11 protein-coding genes are annotated in these 17,751 nt (G+C 69.5%); 8 read left to right on the top strand and 3 right to left on the bottom strand.

Annotated features, from left to right (window positions below):
- Nucleotides 1–27: 27 nt before the first annotated feature.
- Both OHB41_RS15575 and OHB41_RS15570 read right to left on the bottom strand, forming a co-directional pair.
- A complete protein-coding gene (locus OHB41_RS15575) occupies nt 28–888 on the bottom strand; it encodes a phosphatase PAP2 family protein (protein WP_266698746.1) in 861 nt (286 codons plus the stop codon).
- 110 nt (nt 889–998) lie between these two features.
- A complete protein-coding gene (locus tag OHB41_RS15570) occupies nt 999–2,033 on the bottom strand; it encodes a LacI family DNA-binding transcriptional regulator (RefSeq protein WP_266698744.1) in 1,035 nt (344 codons plus the stop codon).
- A gap of 467 nt (nt 2,034–2,500) precedes the next feature.
- Here OHB41_RS15570 and OHB41_RS15565 point away from each other — a divergent pair, with 467 nt between their 5' ends.
- The 8 genes from OHB41_RS15565 (at nt 2,501) to OHB41_RS15530 (ending at nt 16,992) form a co-directional block, all read left to right on the top strand.
- On the top strand, nt 2,501–3,775 hold the full coding sequence (locus OHB41_RS15565) for an extracellular solute-binding protein (RefSeq protein WP_266698743.1): 1,275 nt from the start codon (nt 2,501–2,503) through the stop codon (nt 3,773–3,775).
- 109 nt (nt 3,776–3,884) lie between these two features.
- On the top strand, nt 3,885–4,889 hold the full coding sequence (locus OHB41_RS15560) for a carbohydrate ABC transporter permease (protein WP_266698742.1): 1,005 nt from the start codon (nt 3,885–3,887) through the stop codon (nt 4,887–4,889).
- 13 nt (nt 4,890–4,902) lie between these two features.
- Complete coding sequence (locus tag OHB41_RS15555) at nt 4,903–5,811, top strand: sugar ABC transporter permease (RefSeq protein WP_266698740.1); 909 nt, start codon at nt 4,903–4,905, stop codon at nt 5,809–5,811.
- A 230-nt stretch (nt 5,812–6,041) separates the two neighbouring features.
- Nucleotides 6,042–7,721, top strand: coding sequence for a glycoside hydrolase family 13 protein (locus tag OHB41_RS15550; protein ID WP_266698739.1), 1,680 nt, complete (start codon nt 6,042–6,044; stop codon nt 7,719–7,721).
- Nucleotides 7,722–7,957: 236 nt separating this feature from the next.
- Complete coding sequence (locus OHB41_RS15545) at nt 7,958–9,340, top strand: alpha-amylase (protein WP_266698738.1); 1,383 nt, start codon at nt 7,958–7,960, stop codon at nt 9,338–9,340.
- A gap of 144 nt (nt 9,341–9,484) precedes the next feature.
- Entirely contained in the window at nt 9,485–14,881 is a 5,397-nt protein-coding gene (pulA, locus tag OHB41_RS15540) for a pullulanase-type alpha-1,6-glucosidase (protein ID WP_526025043.1), read from the top strand.
- Between the two features lie 69 nt (nt 14,882–14,950).
- The gene (locus OHB41_RS15535) at nt 14,951–16,591 is read left to right on the top strand and encodes a fused response regulator/phosphatase (protein ID WP_266698736.1); all 1,641 of its coding nucleotides are present in this window, start codon (nt 14,951–14,953) and stop codon (nt 16,589–16,591) included.
- A gap of 32 nt (nt 16,592–16,623) precedes the next feature.
- Entirely contained in the window at nt 16,624–16,992 is a 369-nt protein-coding gene (locus OHB41_RS15530; protein ID WP_266698735.1) for a 5-carboxymethyl-2-hydroxymuconate Delta-isomerase, read from the top strand.
- Between the two features lie 9 nt (nt 16,993–17,001).
- On the opposite strand, the gene OHB41_RS15525 is transcribed toward OHB41_RS15530, so the two are convergent.
- On the bottom strand, nt 17,002–17,703 hold the full coding sequence (locus OHB41_RS15525; protein WP_266698734.1) for a TetR/AcrR family transcriptional regulator: 702 nt from the start codon (nt 17,701–17,703) through the stop codon (nt 17,002–17,004).
- Nucleotides 17,704–17,751: the final 48 nt, after the last annotated feature.

Genomic DNA, 17,751 nt, shown 5'->3' with positions numbered 1-17,751 from the left:
GGGCTCTGGAGGGGTTCCGGGGCGTTGTCAGGTCTTGAGGGGGAGCATGGGTGTCCCCCGCGTCCCGGGTACCCAGCGGGGCAGCGCGTACGGGAGGGTGCCGTACCAGAGGCGGGCCACCGTGAAGCCGAAGGCCAGGCAGAGCATGCCGCCCACCGCGTCGAGCCAGAAGTGGTTGGCGGTGGAGACGATGACCAGCAGGGTGGCCGCCGGGTAGAGGAGGCCCAGGATGCGGGCCCACGGCGCCGAGGCGAGGGCGAAGATCGTCAGGCCGCACCAGAGCGACCAGCCGATGTGCATCGACGGCATCGCGGCGTACTGGTTCGACATGTGCTTGAGGTCGCCGGAGGCCATCGAGCCCCAGGTGTGGTGGACGACGACCGTGTCCACGAAGTGGCCGCCGTTCATCAGGCGGGGCGGGGCGAGCGGGAAGAAGTAGTAGCCGACCAGGGCCACCGCCGTCGTGGCGAACAGGGCCAGGCGCGCCGCCGCGTAGCGGCCTGGATGGCTGTGGTAGAGCCAGACCAGGACGGCCAGCGTCACCACGAAGTGCAGCGTCGCGTAGTAGTAGTTCATCCCGATGATCAACCATGTCGCCGAGTTGACTGCATGGTTGACCGACTGCTCGACCGCGATCCCGAGATGGTGCTCCACGCGCCAGATCCAGTCGGCGTTGCGCAGGGCCTTGCCCCTCTGCTCCGGCACGGCGTTGCGGATCAGCGAGTACGTCCAGTAACTCGCCGCGATGAGCAGGATCTCGAACCAGAAGCGGGGGCGACGCGGAGTCCGCAGACGGCGCAGGAAGGTCCTTCCCGCACGGTCCTCCGCGACGGGGCGTGGAGCGGCCCGGTCCTGGCCTTCCAGTGTCGTCACGGTCGTCTCACCCATAGGCGCAAAGTCTGCCAGAAAAGCGTTCCGCGACCGATCATCCCCTGGTCGGGTCCTGGCCGCACGTTCTACACCGAGCGGACCGCTACGAGAGGCGTAGGGGATCCTCCCTAGGGACGATTCCGGTCCCCAGGGGCCGAAGCGGTTGAACCGCGCACCACCAGTTCCGGCATGAACACGAATTCACTGTGCGGAGCCGGAGTCCCCCCGATCTCCTCCAGCAGCGTTCGCACCGCAGCCTGCCCCATGGCCGGCACCGGCTTGCGGATCGTCGTCAGGGGCGGGTCGGTGAAGGCGATCAGCGGCGAGTCGTCGAAGCCCACGACGGATATGTCCTTCGGTACGTCCAGGCCGCGCCCGCGCGCCGCCCGTATCGCCCCGAGAGCCATCATGTCGCTGGCGCAGACGATCGCCGTGCAGTCCCGTTCCATGAGCGCGGCGGCCGCGGCCTGTCCGCCCTCCAGGGTGTACAGCGAGTGCTGGACCAGTCGCTCCTCGACATCGGCGGGAGCGAGCCCCAGCTGCTCCTGCATCGTGCGCACGAAGCCCTCGATCTTGCGCTGCACGGGCACGAACCGCTTCGGACCCAGGGCGAGCCCGATGTGGGTGTGCCCGAGCGAGACGAGGTGCGTGACCGCCAGGTCCATCGCCGCGCGGTCGTCGGGCGAGATGAACGGCGCCTGCACCTTCGGCGAGAACCCGTCGACCAGGACGAAGGGGACCCCCTGGGCGCGCAGCTGCTCGTAGCGCTGCATGTCCGCCGAGGTGTCCGCGTGCAGCCCGGAGACGAAGATGATGCCGGCGACGCCCCGGTCCACCAGCATCTCCGTCAGCTCGTCCTCGGTCGAGCCGCCCGGCGTCTGGGTCGCGAGGACCGGGGTGTACCCCTGGCGGGTCAGCGCCTGCCCGATGACCTGCGCCAGCGCGGGGAATATCGGGTTCTCCAGCTCGGGGGTGATCAGGCCCACCAGGCCCTCGCTGCGCTGCCGCAGCCGGACCGGGCGCTCGTAGCCCAGCACGTCGAGGGCGGCCAGGACGGACTGGCGGGTGGTCGCGGCGACACCGGGCTTCCCGTTCAGGACGCGGCTGACAGTCGCCTCACTGACCCCCGCCTGGGCTGCGATGTCGGCAAGCCGTGTGGTCACGGGATGGGACTGTACCTGCCGGTTCTCGCCCTGCCCACCAACCAGACGCCGTGTGCGGGCGGTTGATCGGCCCGCTCCGGGCTGCTGCGTCATCGCGCTCCCTCGTGTTCTGGTCGGCTCGGCGTCCCGGACGTGCGCCGCGGGAAGGGGTGGCTCCTGCAAGGCGCTGACGGGCCGATGATCCCCGTACGGGGCGGGTATGGCAAGAGCTTGCAGAGTCTTGCACAGGGGCTCCGCCGCCCGCTGAGCGGCGTCGGACAAGGGTTTCCGTACCATCGCCGCCCGGTCACGGGCGGGTAACTCTCGGCAGTCCTTGCACTTTTTTGCTGCAAGGTCTTTCGCGCCGCTTACAACGCTGTTACGTTCACGTCGCCCGGCGGACGCAACGGCGCAGTCGGCAAGTCGGCAAGGGGAGCGGGCGGGACCGCTTCCCCACCCACTCGGGCTTTCACCCTCAAGGAGATCTCATGCGGCGTGGCATAGCGGCCACCGCGCTGGTGGCGTCCCTCGCCCTCGCGGCGACGGCCTGCGGCGGCAGTGACAGCGGCAGCGACAAGTCGGACGGCCCCACCACCATCACCTGGTGGGACACCTCCAACGCCACCAATGAGGCGCCGACGTACAAGGCACTGGCCCAGCAGTTCGAGAAGGCCAACCCGGACATCAAGGTCAAGTACGTCAACGTCCCCTTCGACCAGGCGCAGAACAAGTTCGACACGGCCGCCGGCTCCAAGGGCGCCCCGGACATCCTGCGCTCGGAGGTCGGCTGGACCCCCGCGTTCGCGAAGAAGGGCTTCTTCCTGCCGCTGGACGGCACCGAGGCCCTCGCGGACCAGGCCAAGTTCCAGCCCAGCCTGATCGAGCAGGCCAAGTACGACGGCAAGACGTACGGTGTCCCGCTGGTGACCGACACCCTCGCGCTCGTCTACAACAAGGCGCTGTACAAGAAGGCCGGCATCACCGAGGCCCCCAAGACCTGGGACGACCTGAAGAAGGCCGCCGCCACGATCAAGCAGAAGACGGGCGTCGACGGCTACTGGGGCTCGACGCAGGCGTACTACGCGCAGTCGTTCCTCTACGGCGAGGGCACCGACACCGTCGACGCCTCCGCCAAGAAGATCACCGTGAACTCGGCCGCGGCGCAGAAGGCGTACGGCACCTGGCAGGGCCTGTTCTCCGGCAAGGGACTGCACAAGGCCGACACCACCGCCGACGCCTACGCCCACATCCAGGACGCGTTCGTCAACGGCAAGGTCGCCTCGATCGTCCAGGGACCCTGGGAGATCACCAACTTCTACAAGGGCTCGGCCTTCACGGACAAGACCAACCTCGGTATCGCCACCGTCCCGGCCGGCTCCACCGGCAAGGCGGGCGCCCCGACCGGCGGCCACAACCTCTCGGTCTACGCCGGGTCCGACAAGGCCCACCAGGCGGCGTCGCTGAAGTTCGTGAAGTTCATGACCTCGGCCGCTTCGCAGGCCAAGATCGCGCTCAAGAACTCCACGCTGCCCACCCGTGACGACGCCTACACCAGCGCCGTCAAGGCCGACCCGGGCATCGCCGGCTACCAGACGGTGCTCGCCGCCGCCCAGCCGCGGCCGGCGCTGCCCGAGTACAGCTCGCTGTGGGGCCCGCTCGACACCGAGCTGCCGAAGATCGCGGGTGGCAAGGAGTCCCTGGACAAGGGCCTGAGCAACGTCGAACTGGCGATCGCCAAGCTGGTCCCGGACTTCAGCAAGTGAGTCCGTGTGGCCGTCGGATCCCCTCCCGGACCCCGGGGAACGGGAGGGGATCCGACGGCCACCGGCGTGCGCACGGCCCCAACCCTGATCTTCCAGAAGGTGTCGAACCATGACAGTCGCCATCGACCGAGCGACCGGAAAGCGTGTCGGTGACCGCGGGTCACGCCCCGGTCGGCTCCAGCGTCTCAAGCGCGGGTACCAGAAGTACTGGTACGCGTACGCGATGATCGCCCCGGTGGTCGTCGTGCTCGGCGGACTGGTGCTGTATCCGCTGGTGCGGGGCCTCTACCTGACGCTCACGGACGCCAACAGCCTCAACTCCGCCCGCACGATCGGCGTCAACCACATCGACGCCACCTACAAGTTCATCGGCCTCGACAACTACAAGGACATCCTGTGGGGCCCGACGTCGTACGACCGCTTCTGGTCGCACTTCATCTGGACCATCGTGTGGACGGTGCTCTGTGTGGCCCTCCACTACTGCATCGGGCTCGGTCTCGCCCTGCTGCTCAACCAGAAGCTGCGCGGCCGCACCTTCTACCGGCTGCTCCTGGTGCTGCCCTGGGCCGTGCCGACGTTCGTCACCGTCTTCGGCTGGCGCTTCATGCTGGCGGACGGCGGCATCATCAACTCCATGCTCGACGCGGTGCACCTGCCGTCGCCGCTGTGGCTGGAGGACACCTTCTGGCAGCGGTTCGCGGCGATCATGGTCAACACCTGGTGCGGTGTGCCCTTCATGATGGTCTCGCTCCTCGGCGGCCTGCAGTCCATCGACGGCACGCTGTACGAGGCCGCGGAGATGGACGGCGCGAACGCCTGGCAGCAGTTCCGCTACGTCACCCTGCCGGGCCTGCGGTCGGTCAGTTCCACCGTCGTCCTGCTCGGCATCATCTGGACGTTCAACCAGTTCGCCGTGATCTTCCTGCTGTTCGGCAACACCGCGCCGGACGCGCAGATCCTGGTCACCTGGGCCTACTACCTCGGCTTCGGACAGCAGCCGCGTGACTTCGCGCAGTCGGCCGCCTACGGCATGCTGCTGCTGGCCATCCTCGTCGTCTTCACCTCCTTCTACCGCCGCTGGCTGAACCGCAATGACCAGCAGCTCGCGATCTGAGGCGGGAGTCTCCATGAGTACCACCACCCTTCGGACGTCTCCGGCCGAGCAGGTCCCCGCGCACGGAGAACCGTCCGTCCGGGGCCGCCGACGCGGGGAGCGCGGGCTCGTCGGCTCGCTCACCTCCCACGGCATCCTGATCGTCGCGAGCCTGATCGCGCTCTTCCCGATCGCCTGGCTGATCTTCCTGTCCCTCGGCCCGGACAAGGACGACTACCTGCATCCCGGACGCATCTGGGACAAGATGACGTTCGACAACTACTCCTTCGTGCTCCAGCACACGAACTTCTTCGAGTGGATGAAGAGCTCGCTCGTCGTCTCGCTCGGCACCACGGTCATCGGTGTGATGGTCGCGGCCACCACCGGGTACGCGGTCTCGCGCATGCGTTTCCCCGGCTACAAGAAGTTCATGTGGGTCCTGCTGGTCACGCAGATGTTCCCGATCGCCGTGCTGATCGTGCCGATGTACCAGATCCTCTCGGACCTGCAGCTCATCGACTCCTACTTCGGCCTGATCCTCGTCTACTGCTCGACGGCGGTGCCCTACAGCGCCTGGCTGCTCAAGGGCTACTTCGACACCATCCCGTTCGAGATCGACGAGGCCGGACGCGTCGACGGGCTGAGCCCCTTCGGCACCTTCTTCCGGCTGATCCTGCCGCTCGCCAAGCCGGGCCTCGCGGTCGCCGCCTTCTACAACTTCATCACCGCCTTCGGTGAGGTCGCGTTCGCCTCCACGTTCATGCTCGACGACTCGAAGTACACCTTCGCGGTCGGCCTGCAGAGCTTCGTCAGCGAGCACGACGCGCAGCGCAACCTGATGGCCGCCACGGCGGTGCTCATCGCGATACCCGTCTCGGCGTTCTTCTACCTCGTGCAGAAGAACCTCGTCACCGGACTCACCGCCGGCGGCACGAAGGGCTGACCCGCCCGGGAAGCCCCCAGGCTCCCGCGCGCTCGTCGCGCGCGGGTGGCGGCCGCGGTGTCCATCCGACCCCGCCGGCACCGCGGCCGCCTCGTTCCGCCACCCCGACGACGCACCTCCCTCGCCGAGCCCCGGGCCCCGCCCGGGGCGGAGGGGGAGATCCCACCTCGAACTCCTCCCCCCTCTCGGCTTCGCCCGAGCGGGGGGACCCCCACCGCATCAAGGACGCCATGAGCCAGCACTCCGCCGACCAGGCCCCGAACTCCGCCCTCGCCACCGTCGCCGCCCGTCGCGACTGGTGGCGCGACGCGGTGATCTACCAGGTCTATCCGCGCAGCTTCGCCGACAGCAACGGCGACGGCATGGGCGACCTGGAGGGCGTACGTACCCGACTGCCATACCTGCGCGACCTCGGTGTGGACGCCGTGTGGCTCAGTCCCTTCTACGCCTCGCCGCAGGCCGACGCCGGATACGACGTGGCGGACTACCGGGCCGTCGACCCCATGTTCGGCAGTCTCCTGGACGCCGACGGCCTCATCCGTGACGCCCACGACCTCGGCCTGCGGATCATCGTCGACCTCGTTCCCAACCACTCCTCCGACCAGCACGAGTGGTTCAAGCGCGCCCTGCGCGAGGGCCCCGGCTCCGACCTGCGCGACCGCTACCACTTCCGTCCCGGCAAGGGCGCGGACGGCGAACTGCCGCCCAACGACTGGGAGTCCATCTTCGGCGGCCCCGCCTGGACCCGGGTCACCGAGCCGGACGGCACCCCCGGCGAGTGGTACCTGCACCTCTTCGCGCCCGAGCAGCCGGACTTCAACTGGGAACACCCGGCCGTGGGCGACGAGTTCCGCTCGATCCTGCGGTTCTGGCTCGACATGGGCGTCGACGGCTTCCGTATCGACGTCGCGCACGGACTGGTGAAGGCGGAGGGACTGCCGGACCTCGGCGACCACGACCAGCTGAAGCTGCTGGGCAACGATGTCATGCCGTTCTTCGACCAGGACGGCGTGCACGACGTGTACCGGCAGTGGCGCACGATCCTCGACGAGTACTCGGGCGAGCGCATCTTCGTCGCGGAGGCGTGGACCCCGACGATCGAGCGCACCGCGAACTACGTGCGTCCCGACGAGCTGCACCAGGCCTTCAACTTCCAGTACCTGGGCACCCACTGGGACGCGGCCGAGCTGCGTTCCGTCATCGACCGCACCCTCGACGCGATGCGCCCGGTCGGCGCCCCCTCCACCTGGGTGCTGTCCAACCACGACGTGACCCGGCACGCCACCCGGTTCGCCAACGAGGCGGGCCTCGGCACCCAGATCCGCACCGCGGGCGACCGGGAGCTCGGGCTGCGCCGGGCCCGCGCGGCGACCCTGCTGATGCTGGCGCTGCCGGGCTCCGCCTACCTCTACCAGGGCGAGGAGCTCGGCCTGCCCGACGTCGTCGACCTGCCCGACGAGGTGCGCCAGGACCCCGCCTACTTCCGGGGCGCCGGCCAGGACGGCTTCCGCGACGGCTGCCGGGTGCCGATCCCGTGGACCCGGACGGGTTCCTCGTACGGTTTCGGCAGCGGCGGCAGCTGGCTGCCGCAGCCCGCCGAGTGGGCGGAGCTGAGCATCGAGGCACAGACCGGTGTGGCCGGCTCCACGCTGGAGCTGTACCGCGACGCGCTCGCCGTGCGGCGCGAGCGGTCCGACCTCGGGGCGGGCGACACCGTCAGCTGGCTGGATGCGCCGGACGGTGTCCTCGCCTTCCGCCGGGGCGCGTTCGTCTGCACCGCGAACACCGGGAGCGAGTCCGTGACCGTTCCGGCGTACGGCAGGGTGCTCGTCGCGAGCGGCGAGGTGACCCTGTCGCGGGACGGCGAGGCGAAGCTGCCGGCCGACACGACCGTGTGGTGGGCAGCCTGACCCTCCCGCCACGACGGCTGAGTGGTGCCCCGGTCCTCCTGGACCGGGGCACCACTTTTTTACGCGCTGAAATTCCTTACGACATCTTGCTGAAACTTGGCGGCAAGGGATACGTTCCGGCTCACGCCCGACTGATTTACTGGGCAACTTCCTTCCAGGGCCCCCCACTTGCACCCCGGAGCCCCGGTCACCCGCACCCGTACACCCCCACCGCACAACGACGTGCAGGAGATGACATGGCCAAGAGAACTCTTGCCACCGCGCTCGCGCTCGCCGCGGGCATGGCGGCCTCGGTGGTCCTGCCCACCGGTACCGCCCAGGCCTCCCCGCCCGGCACCAAGGACGTCACCGCCGTCCTGTTCGAGTGGAAGTTCGACTCCGTCGCCAAGGAGTGCACCAACACGCTGGGCCCGGCCGGCTACGGCTACGTCCAGGTGTCCCCGCCCGCCGAGCACATACAGGGCTCGCAGTGGTGGACCTCCTACCAGCCCGTGAGCTACAAGATCGCCGGACGGCTCGGTGACGCCACCGCCTTCAGGAACATGGTCAGCACCTGCCACGCGGCCGGGGTGAAGGTCGTGACGGACACGGTGATCAACCACATGGCGGCCGGATCCGGCACCGGAACCGGCGGGTCCTCGTACACGAAGTACAACTACCCGGGCCTGTACTCCTCGTACGACATGGACGACTGCACGGCGACGATCAGCGACTACACCAACCGCGCCAACGTCCAGAACTGCGAACTCGTCGGTCTCGCCGACCTGGACACCGGCGAGGAGTACGTCCGGTCCACCATCGCCGGGTACATGAACACCCTGCTCGGGTACGGCGTCGACGGCTTCCGCATCGACGCCGCCAAGCACATACCGGCGGCCGACCTCGCCAACATCAAGTCCCGGCTGAGCAATCCGTCCGTGTACTGGAAGCAGGAGGTCATCTACGGTTCCGGCGAGGCGGTCCAGCCCACCGAGTACACCGGCAACGGGGACGTCCAGGAGTTCCGGTACGCGTACGACCTCAAGCGGGTCTTCAACAACGAGAACCTCGCGTATCTGAAGAACTACGGCGAGGGCTGGGGCTATATGGGCAGCTCCGTCGCGGCCGTCTTCGTCGACAACCACGACACCGAGCGCAACGGCTCGACCCTGAACTACAAGGACGGGGCGAACTACACGCTCGCCAACGTCTTCATGCTGGCCTACCCGTACGGCGCCCCGGACATCAACTCCGGCTACGAGTGGTCCGACGCGGACGCCGGTCCGCCCAACGGCGGCACTGTCAACGCCTGCTGGCAGGACGGCTGGAAGTGCCAGCACGCCTGGCCCGAGATCAAGTCGATGGTGGCCTTCCGCAACGCCACCCGCGGACAGTCCCTGACCGACTGGTGGGACGACGGCAACGACGCCATCGCCTTCGGCCGCGGCAGCAAGGGCTTCGTCGCCATCAACCACGAGACCTCCTCGCTGAGTCGGACGTACACGACGTCCCTCGCGGCAGGCACCTACTGCAACGTGCAGAACAACACGCAGGTCACGGTGAACGGTTCGGGACAGTTCACGGCGACGCTGGGCGCCAACACGGCACTCGCCCTGTACGCGGGCAAGTCCAGCTGCTGAAAAGTCTTTCCGCACCTTGCAAGACTCTTGCTGTAAACCTTGCGTGAGCGATACGGTCACGCGGGCGTTCGGCACCGGAGCCGGAACGCAGCGCGGGGTCGGACCCATATGCGCCGTAATCGCTAGGAGTTCACACCGGTGGACCTGATACCGAGAGGGCCGGCGCGTCGCCCCGGCCGTTCCAGGCTGCGCGCGGCGGTCCTCGCCGCCGCGCTCGCCGTATCGCTCGCGCAACCCCTCGCGGCGCGGGCCGAGACCCCGCCCGCACCCCCGTCCGACGCGAAGCTCGCGGCCGAGCCCGCGCGGCACGACGACACCCGCGAGCAGTTCTACTTCGTGATGCCGGACCGCTTCGCCAACGGCGACACGGCCAACGACCGCGGCGGCCTGACCGGCTCCCGCCTCTCCACCGGCTACGACCCCACGGACAAGGGCTTCTACCAGGGCGGCGACCTCAAGGGCCTGACCCGGAAGCTCGACTACATCAAGGGGCTCGGCACCACCGCCATCTGGATGGCGCCCATCTTCAAGAACCAGCCCGTGCAGGGCACCGGCACGGACGCCTCCGCCGGCTACCACGGTTACTGGATCACCGACTTCACCCGCGTCGACCCGCACTTCGGCACCAACAAGGACCTGGAGACCCTCATCTCCACGGCCCACGCCAAGGGCATGAAGGTCTTCTTCGACGTCATCACCAACCACACGGCCGACGTCGTGGACTACCAGGAGAAGTCCTACGACTACCTCTCCAAGGGCGCCTTCCCCTATCTGACCGAGGAGGGCCGGCCCTTCGACGACGCGGACTACGCGGACGGCACCCACGGCTTCCCGTCCGTGGACACCGACTCCTTCCCGCGCACGCCGACCGTGCCCGCCGCGAAGAAGAACGCCAAGGTCCCGTCCTGGCTCAACGACCCGGCCATGTACAGCAACCGGGGCGACTCCACCTACGCGGGCGAGTCCACCACGTACGGCGACTTCTCCGGCCTGGACGACCTGTGGACCGAGCGTCCCGAGGTCGTCAGCGGCATGGAGAAGATCTATGAGCGGTGGGTCAGGGACTTCGGCGTCGACGGCTTCCGGATCGACACCGTGAAGCACGTGGACATGCCGTTCTGGACGCAGTGGGCCACCGCCCTGGACCGCTACGCCGCCGAGCGCGGCCGGAAGAACTTCTTCATGTTCGGCGAGGTCTACTCCGCCGACACCTCGGTCACCTCGCCGTACGTCACCCAGGGCCGGCTCGACGCCACCCTCGACTTCCCCTTCCAGGACGCGGCGCGCTCCTACGCCTCCCAGGGCGGCAGCGCGAAGAAGCTGGCGTCCGTGTTCGGGGACGACTACAAGTACACGACCGACAAGGCCAACGCGTACGAGCAGGTCACCTTCCTCGGCAACCACGACATGGGCCGCATCGGATCCTTCCTGAGGCAGGACGACCCGAAGGGCACGGACGCGGAGCTGGTGAAGAAGGACCGGCTCGCCAACGAGCTGATGTTCCTCAGCCGCGGCAACCCCGTCGTCTACTACGGCGACGAACAGGGCTTCACCGGCGCCGGCGGCGACAAGGACGCCCGTCAGACGATGTTCGCCTCCCAGGTCGCCGACTACCTCGACGACGACGAGCTCGGCACCGATCGCACGCACGCGAGCGACGCCTACGACACGAGCGCACCGCTCTACAAGGAGATCGCCGCTCTCTCGAAGCTCCGCAAGGACAACCCGGCCCTCGCGGACGGAGTGCAGACCGAGCGGTACGCGGCCGACGGTGCGGGCGTCTACGCCTTCTCCCGGACGGGCGGCGACAGGACCGAGTACCTCGTCGCCCTCAACAACGCGGGCGAGGCGAAGACGGCGACCTTCGCGACCGGCTCCGCCGGCATGACCTTCCAGGGGATCTACGGGACCTCGTCCCGGCTGACCAGCGACGCCGACAGGAACGTCACCGTCACCGTCCCCGCCGGTTCCGCCGTCGTCCTCAAGGCGGGCCGTCCGCTCGGCGCCCCCGCCGCGAAGCCCTCGCTCACCCTGAAGGCGCCGGACGCGGGCGCGACCGGCACCGTCGAGCTCGGCGCCGACGTCACCGGCGGTCAGCTCGACCGCGTCGTCTTCGCCGCCCAGGTCGGAGACGGAAAGTGGCGGACCCTCGGCTCCGCCGACCACGCCCCGTACAAGGTCACCCAGGTCATCGGCGAGGACGTGCCGGCCGGAACCGCCCTGCGCTACAAGGCGGTGGTCGTCGACTCGGCCGGGCGTACCGCGAGCGCGACGGCGACGTCCACCACCGGGACCCCGCCCGCCCCCGAAGTCCCCACCGCCTCCTCGCGCGACTACGCGGTCGTCCACTACAAGCGCACCGACGGCGACTACACCGACTGGCGGCTCTACGCCTGGGGCGACCTCGCCGACGGCGAGGCGACGACCTGGCCCGCGGGCCACGACTTCATCGGCCGGGACGCCTACGGGGCGTTCGCCTACGTCAAGTTGAAGCCGGGCGCCTCCAGCGTCGGGTTCCTCGTCATCGACAAGGACGGCAACAAGGACGTCGCCACGGACCGCACCATCGACGTCACCAGGACAGGAGAGGTCTGGCTCGAACAGGGCAAGGAGCCGGTCCTCACCGAGCGGCCCGACCACCCGGCCGAGGACAAGACCAAGGCGGTCCTGCACTACCACCGCGCCGACGGCGACTACGCCGGCTGGGGCCTGCACGCCTGGACCGGGGCCGCGACGCCCACGGACTGGACGAAGCCCCTGGAGCCGGTACGCACCGACGCCTACGGAGCCGTCTACGAGGTGCCGCTCGCCGAAGGCGCGACCAGCCTCAGCTACATCCTCCACAAGGGCGACGAGAAGGACCTGCCCACCGACCAGTCCCTCGACCTGACCGCGAACGGCCACGAGGTGTGGCTGCTGAACGGCCAGGAGAAGTACCTGCTCCCGCAGCCCGCGGGCAGCGCGGCCGCACTCGACCTGACCACCGCCAAGGCGGTCTGGATCGACCGGGACACCGTCGCCTGGAACGGTTCCGACGCCGCCGTGTCCACCCAGCTCCTGTCCTCCCGCGACGGCTCGATCGCCGTCAAGGACGGGACGCTGACCAGTGACGACGAGCGCTGGCTGCGGCTGGAGAAGACCACTCTGACCGACGCCCAGAAGGCCGCGTTCCCGCACCTGAAGACGTACACCGCCTGGTCGGTCGACCCGCGCGACCGCGACCGGGTCCGCGCGTCGCTCGGCGGCCAGCTCGTCGCCTCGCAACGCGCGGCGAACGGCGCCGTGCTGGCGGCGACCGGCGTGCAGACCGCCGGCGTCCTGGACGACCTGTACGACGCGCGGAAGGCGCGGCTCGGACCGGTCTTCCACGACGGAGTCCCCACCCTTTCCGTATGGGCCCCGACCGCCCAGTCGGTGAGCCTCGACCTCGACGGCACCACCGTCGCGATGCGGCGGAACGACACCACCGGCGTCTGGTCCGTCACGGGCAGGCGGTCCTGGACGGGCAAGCCCTACCGCTACGTCGTGAAGGTGTGGGCGCCGACCGTCGGCAAGCTCGTCACCAACAAGGTCACCGACCCGTACTCGGTCGCCCTGACCACCGACTCCGAGCGCAGCCTGGTCGTCGACCTGGACGCCAGGTCCCTCGCCCCGTCCGGCTGGTCCTCGCTGAAGAAGCCGAAGGCCGTGCCGCTGCGGGACGCGCAGATCCAGGAACTGCACGTCCGTGACTTCTCGGTGGAGGACAAGACCGTCCCCGCGAAGGACAAGGGCACCTACCTCGCCTTCACCGACAAGAACAGCGACGGCTCGAAGCACCTGCGGAAGCTGGCCGCGTCCGGCACCTCGTACGTGCACCTGCTGCCCGCCTTCGACCTCGCGACCGTTCCCGAGAAGAAGGCGGACCAGGAGAGCACGGACTGCGGCCTCGCCTCCTACCCGGCCGACTCCGAGAAGCAGCAGGAGTGCGTCGCGAAGACCGCCGCGAAGGACGCGTACAACTGGGGCTACGACCCGTACCACTACACGGTGCCGGAAGGCTCGTACGCCACCGACCCGGACGGCACCGGGCGCACGGTCGAGTTCCGGAAGATGGTCAAGTCGCTGAACGAGGACGGCCTCAGGGTCGTCATGGACGTCGTCTACAACCACACCGCCGCGAGCGGCCAGGCCGACACCAGCGTCCTCGACCGGATCGTGCCCGGCTACTACCAGCGGCTCATGGCCGACGGCAGCGTGGCCACCTCCACCTGCTGCGCGGGCACGGCCCCCGAGAACGCCATGATGGGCAAGCTCGTCGTCGACTCGATCGTCACCTGGGCCAAGGAGTACAAGGTCGACGGCTTCCGCTTCGACCTCATGGGACACCACCCCAAGGCCAACATCCTGGCGGTCAGGAAGGCCCTCGACGCGCTCACGGTCGCGAAGGACGGCGTCGACGGCAAGAAGATCATCCTGTACGGGGAGGGCTGGAACTTCGGTGAGGTCGCCGACGACGCCCGGTTCGTGCAGGCCACCCAGAAGAACATGGCCGGAACCGGCATCGCGACCTTCTCCGACCGGGCCCGCGACGCCGTCCGCGGCGGCAGCCCCTTCGACGAGGACCCCGGCGTCCAGGGCTTCGCGTCGGGTCTGTTCACCGACCCCAACTCCTCCTCCGCCAACGGCACCCCGGCCGAGCAGAAGGCCCGCCTGCTGCACTACCAGGACCTCATCAAGGTCGGCCTGACCGGCAACCTGGCCGCGTACCGCTTCACCGACTCCGCGGGCAAGGAGGTCACGGGCTCCGGGGTCGACTACAACGGCCAGCCGGCCGGGTACGCCGAGGCGCCGGGCGACGCGCTGGCCTACGCCGACGCGCACGACAACGAGTCCCTGTACGACGCCCTCACCTACAAGCTGCCGGCCACCACGAGCGCGGACGACCGGGCGCGTATGCAGGTGCTCGCCATGGCGACGGCCACCCTCTCGCAGGGCCCGTCCCTCTCCCAGGCCGGCTCCGACCTGCTGCGCTCCAAGTCCCTCGACCGCAACTCCTTCGACAGCGGCGACTGGTTCAACGCCGTCCACTGGGACTGCCGGGACGGCAACGGATTCGGGCGCGGGCTGCCGATGGCGGCCGACAACCAGTCCAAGTGGCCTTACGCCAAATCCCTGTTGAGCACGGTCAAGGTCGGGTGCGGACAGATCGAGGGCAGCTCGGCCGCGTACCAGGACCTGCTGAGGATCCGTGCCACCGAGGGCGTCTTCTCGCTCGCCACGGCCGGCCAGGTGCAGTCGAAGCTCTCCTTCCCGCTGTCCGGCAAGGACGAGACACCCGGCGTGATCACGATGAAGCTCGGCGACCTCGTCGTCGTCCTCAACGCGACGCCCCGACCCCAGGAACAGCGGATCGGCTCGCTGTCCGGGACGCGCTACGCGCTGCACCCGGTGCAACGGGCGGGCGCCGACCCCGTCGTCAAGTCCGCCGCGTACACGAAGGAGACGGGAACCTTCACTGTTCCGGCACGGACTGTTGCCGTCTTCTCCCGGACCCCCTGACAAGGGCATTACCTTGGTGGGGCGGACCGGGAACCCGGTCCGCCCCACCGGCATGCCCGAGGCGCTCAGTTGGACGGCAACAGCAGAAGGAACGGGACGACCACCGTGCTGGTCGTCGGCGGCGTGCCGGACGACCGGCTCGCCGTCAGCGCGCTGCTGCGCCGCGCAGGTCACGAGGTCGTTCCCGTCGCCACCGCCGCGGAGGCACTGCGCGAACTCGACACCCGGCTGCGCGAGGGCACCCTGCCGGACGTGCTTCTCGTCGACGTGCGGCTGCGGGACATGACCGGCTTCGAACTCTGCCGCCGGCTCAAGGCGCATCAGACTCTGGCCGCGGTGCCCGTCGTACACCTCTCGGCAGCCGGCGCGGCCCCGGACGACCGCCGCCGCAGCCTGGACTCGGGCGCCGAGGCCTGTCTGACGGTGCCGGCCGAGCCGGAGGAGATCCGGACGGTCGTACGGACCGTGGTGCGCGCGGCCCGGCTGCGGGCGGACGACCAGGCGCTGATACGGCGGCTGACCCTGCTGTCCGAGACGATCGTCACCGTCCAGGCCGCACGCAGCCTCGACGAGCTCGTCGAGGCTGCCGCCGAGGGCACCGCCCGGCTCACCGGCCTGCCGGCCGTCGTGTTCGTCCTCGGCCCGGAGGGCGAGCTGTACCGGGGCATGTCCCCGAAGCGGATCGCCCTCGCGCTGCCCGACCGCGAGGCGCACGACGCAGTGGCCCGGGTGATCGGCAGGCTCGGAGCGGGCAGGGCCGTCGTGCACCGCACCGTCGTCCACTCGCCGCTGTGGCCCGCCGGGTTCTTCCGGCCCGGCGTCCAGGACGACGCCCGGCTGGTGCTGGCCCAGGGCGGCAAGGCGCCGGTGTGCCTGGCGACGCCGGTACGCGACTCGCGCCCCCAGAGCCCCGCCGACGAGGCCGGGGTGGCACGGCTCGCCCAGGCCACCGCGCTCGCCGCCGAGCCGCTGCTGATGTACCAGGTCGAGCGCCATGTCGCCCTCACCCTGCAGCGCAGCTTCCTGCCCCAGCCGGACAAGCTGCCCGACCTGCCCGGCGTCGACATCGCGGTGCGCTACGAACCCGCGTCCCAGCAGGCCGAGATCGGCGGCGACTTCTACGCGGCGCTGCGCGTCGGCGACGGTGTCCTCGCCGCGGTCGGCGACGTCGTCGGTCACTCGCTGGACGCGGCCACCGTGATGGTCGAGATCCGGCACGCGCTGCGCGCCTACTGCGTCGAGGACAGCGACCCGGCCGTCCTCGCCGAGCGCCTCGACCGGATGCTCCAGCGCTACCACCCCGAGATCACCGCGACCGTCTGTCTGGTCCTGGTCGAGCCGGACACCGGGCGGGTACGCATCGCCAACGCGGGTCACATCCCGCCGCTGATCGTGCGTGGTTCGGGCGATGCCGACTACGCCAAGGCCCACGGGCCGCTGCTCGGCCTCGGTCTCGCGGTGAACCGGCCGACGCCCACCGAACTGTTCCTGGAGCCCACGGACCGGCTTCTCGTGGTCACCGACGGCCTGATCGAGACCCGCGGCACCGACCTCGCGCTCTCCATGGAACGCCTGCGCGTGGCCGTCGCCGACGCCCCGCCGGGGGTGCGCCCGCTGTGCGACATGCTCCTGGACCGCTTCGGTCAGGACCGGGAGGACGACGTCGCGATGCTGGCACTCCAGCTCAGGCCGGGCCAGGCCAGGCCCTAAGGTGAGTTCGTTGACCTAGAACAGGAGTGCCCATGCCGCAGATCACCGTCGACTACTCCGGCGCGCTCGACGAGTCCTTCGACCGGCGCGGATTCGCGCTCGCGCTGCACCCGGTCGTGGTCGAGACGGCGGCCGCACGGATCGAGGCGTGCAAGACACGGTTCCGGCCGACCGGGGACAACGTGGTGGGTGCGGAGGCGGACGGGCACGCCGTCGTGCACGTCACGCTCGCCCTGCTCGCCGGCCGCAGCGAGGAGACCAAGGTCCGGCTCACCGAGTCGGTGCTGGAGTTGCTGCGCAAGTACGTCGAGCCCGCCGACGGCCTCGTCCTGCACGTCTCCGCCGAGGTCCGCGATCTCGACCCCTCGTACCGCAAGTCCGAGGAGCGGAGCGGGAACTGACCGGGGTGCCTACGCCTTCGGGGGCGTGGCCAGCGCGATGAGCCGGACGGCGAGGTCGGTGAACGGCCCGTCGCCCGGCTCGCCCTGGAGCGCACCGCGCAGCACCGCGCCCAGCTCCTCGTCCCGGGCGGCGCTCACCGCGGCCAGCGCCGCGAAGTCGTGCACGAGCTGCACCTCCAGCTCGCCGCGCGGAATCCGCCGGCCGTCCAGCCAGAGCAGTGCCGTCGACTCGACCAGCGAGATCCACGAGCGGATCACCAGCTCCAGCCGGACGGGCGGGTTCTCGACCTTCAGGTGCGACAGGATCTGGACATACGCGGCCTGCCGCACCGCGTCGACGAGCGCGTTGGTCTTCGAGGAGCCGACCGCGGGGCCGCCGCGCATCAACGCCGAGAAACCGGGCCCGTGATCGTCCACGAAGTCGAAGAACCGGCGCATGACCCGCAGCAGCCGCGCGCCCAGCGGCCCCTCCGGCGGCTCCACGAACCGACTCGCGAGATCGTCCGCGGCGCGCTGCAACGCGGCTTCGTACAGGCTGAGTTTGCCGGGGAAGTAGTGATAGACCAACGGTCGTGAGATGCCCGCCGCCGAGGCTATCTCGTCGATGGAGACCTCGTCGGGCGAGCGTCGGCTGAACAGTTCGAGGGCGACGCCGATCAGCTGCTGCCGCCGCTCCTCGACACCCATCCTGCGGCGTACCCCGGTTGTCATGCGAACACCTTACCGATCGGATCCGGCCGGGAACGGGCTGGACCGACC

Source organism: Streptomyces sp. NBC_01571 (assembly GCF_026339875.1).
Classification (GTDB): Bacteria; Actinomycetota; Actinomycetes; order Streptomycetales; family Streptomycetaceae; genus Streptomyces.
The sequence above is the reverse complement of the archived record's forward strand: the minus strand, read 5'-3'. Positions and strand labels throughout refer to the sequence as shown.

Excerpts from the sequence above, each read along its gene's own strand:
- OHB41_RS15555 (WP_266698740.1), top strand. The coding sequence starts at position 4,903 with ATGAGTACCACCACCCTTCGGACGTCTCCGGCCGAGCAGGTCCCCGCG.
- OHB41_RS15560 (WP_266698742.1), top strand. The coding sequence starts at position 3,885 with ATGACAGTCGCCATCGACCGAGCGACCGGAAAGCGTGTCGGTGACCGC.
- OHB41_RS15525 (WP_266698734.1), bottom strand. The coding sequence starts at position 17,703 with ATGACAACCGGGGTACGCCGCAGGATGGGTGTCGAGGAGCGGCGGCAG.
- OHB41_RS15565 (WP_266698743.1), top strand. The coding sequence starts at position 2,501 with ATGCGGCGTGGCATAGCGGCCACCGCGCTGGTGGCGTCCCTCGCCCTC.
- OHB41_RS15530 (WP_266698735.1), top strand. The coding sequence starts at position 16,624 with ATGCCGCAGATCACCGTCGACTACTCCGGCGCGCTCGACGAGTCCTTC.
- OHB41_RS15550 (WP_266698739.1), top strand. The coding sequence starts at position 6,042 with ATGAGCCAGCACTCCGCCGACCAGGCCCCGAACTCCGCCCTCGCCACC.
- OHB41_RS15575 (WP_266698746.1), bottom strand. The coding sequence starts at position 888 with ATGGGTGAGACGACCGTGACGACACTGGAAGGCCAGGACCGGGCCGCT.
- OHB41_RS15545 (WP_266698738.1), top strand. The coding sequence starts at position 7,958 with ATGGCCAAGAGAACTCTTGCCACCGCGCTCGCGCTCGCCGCGGGCATG.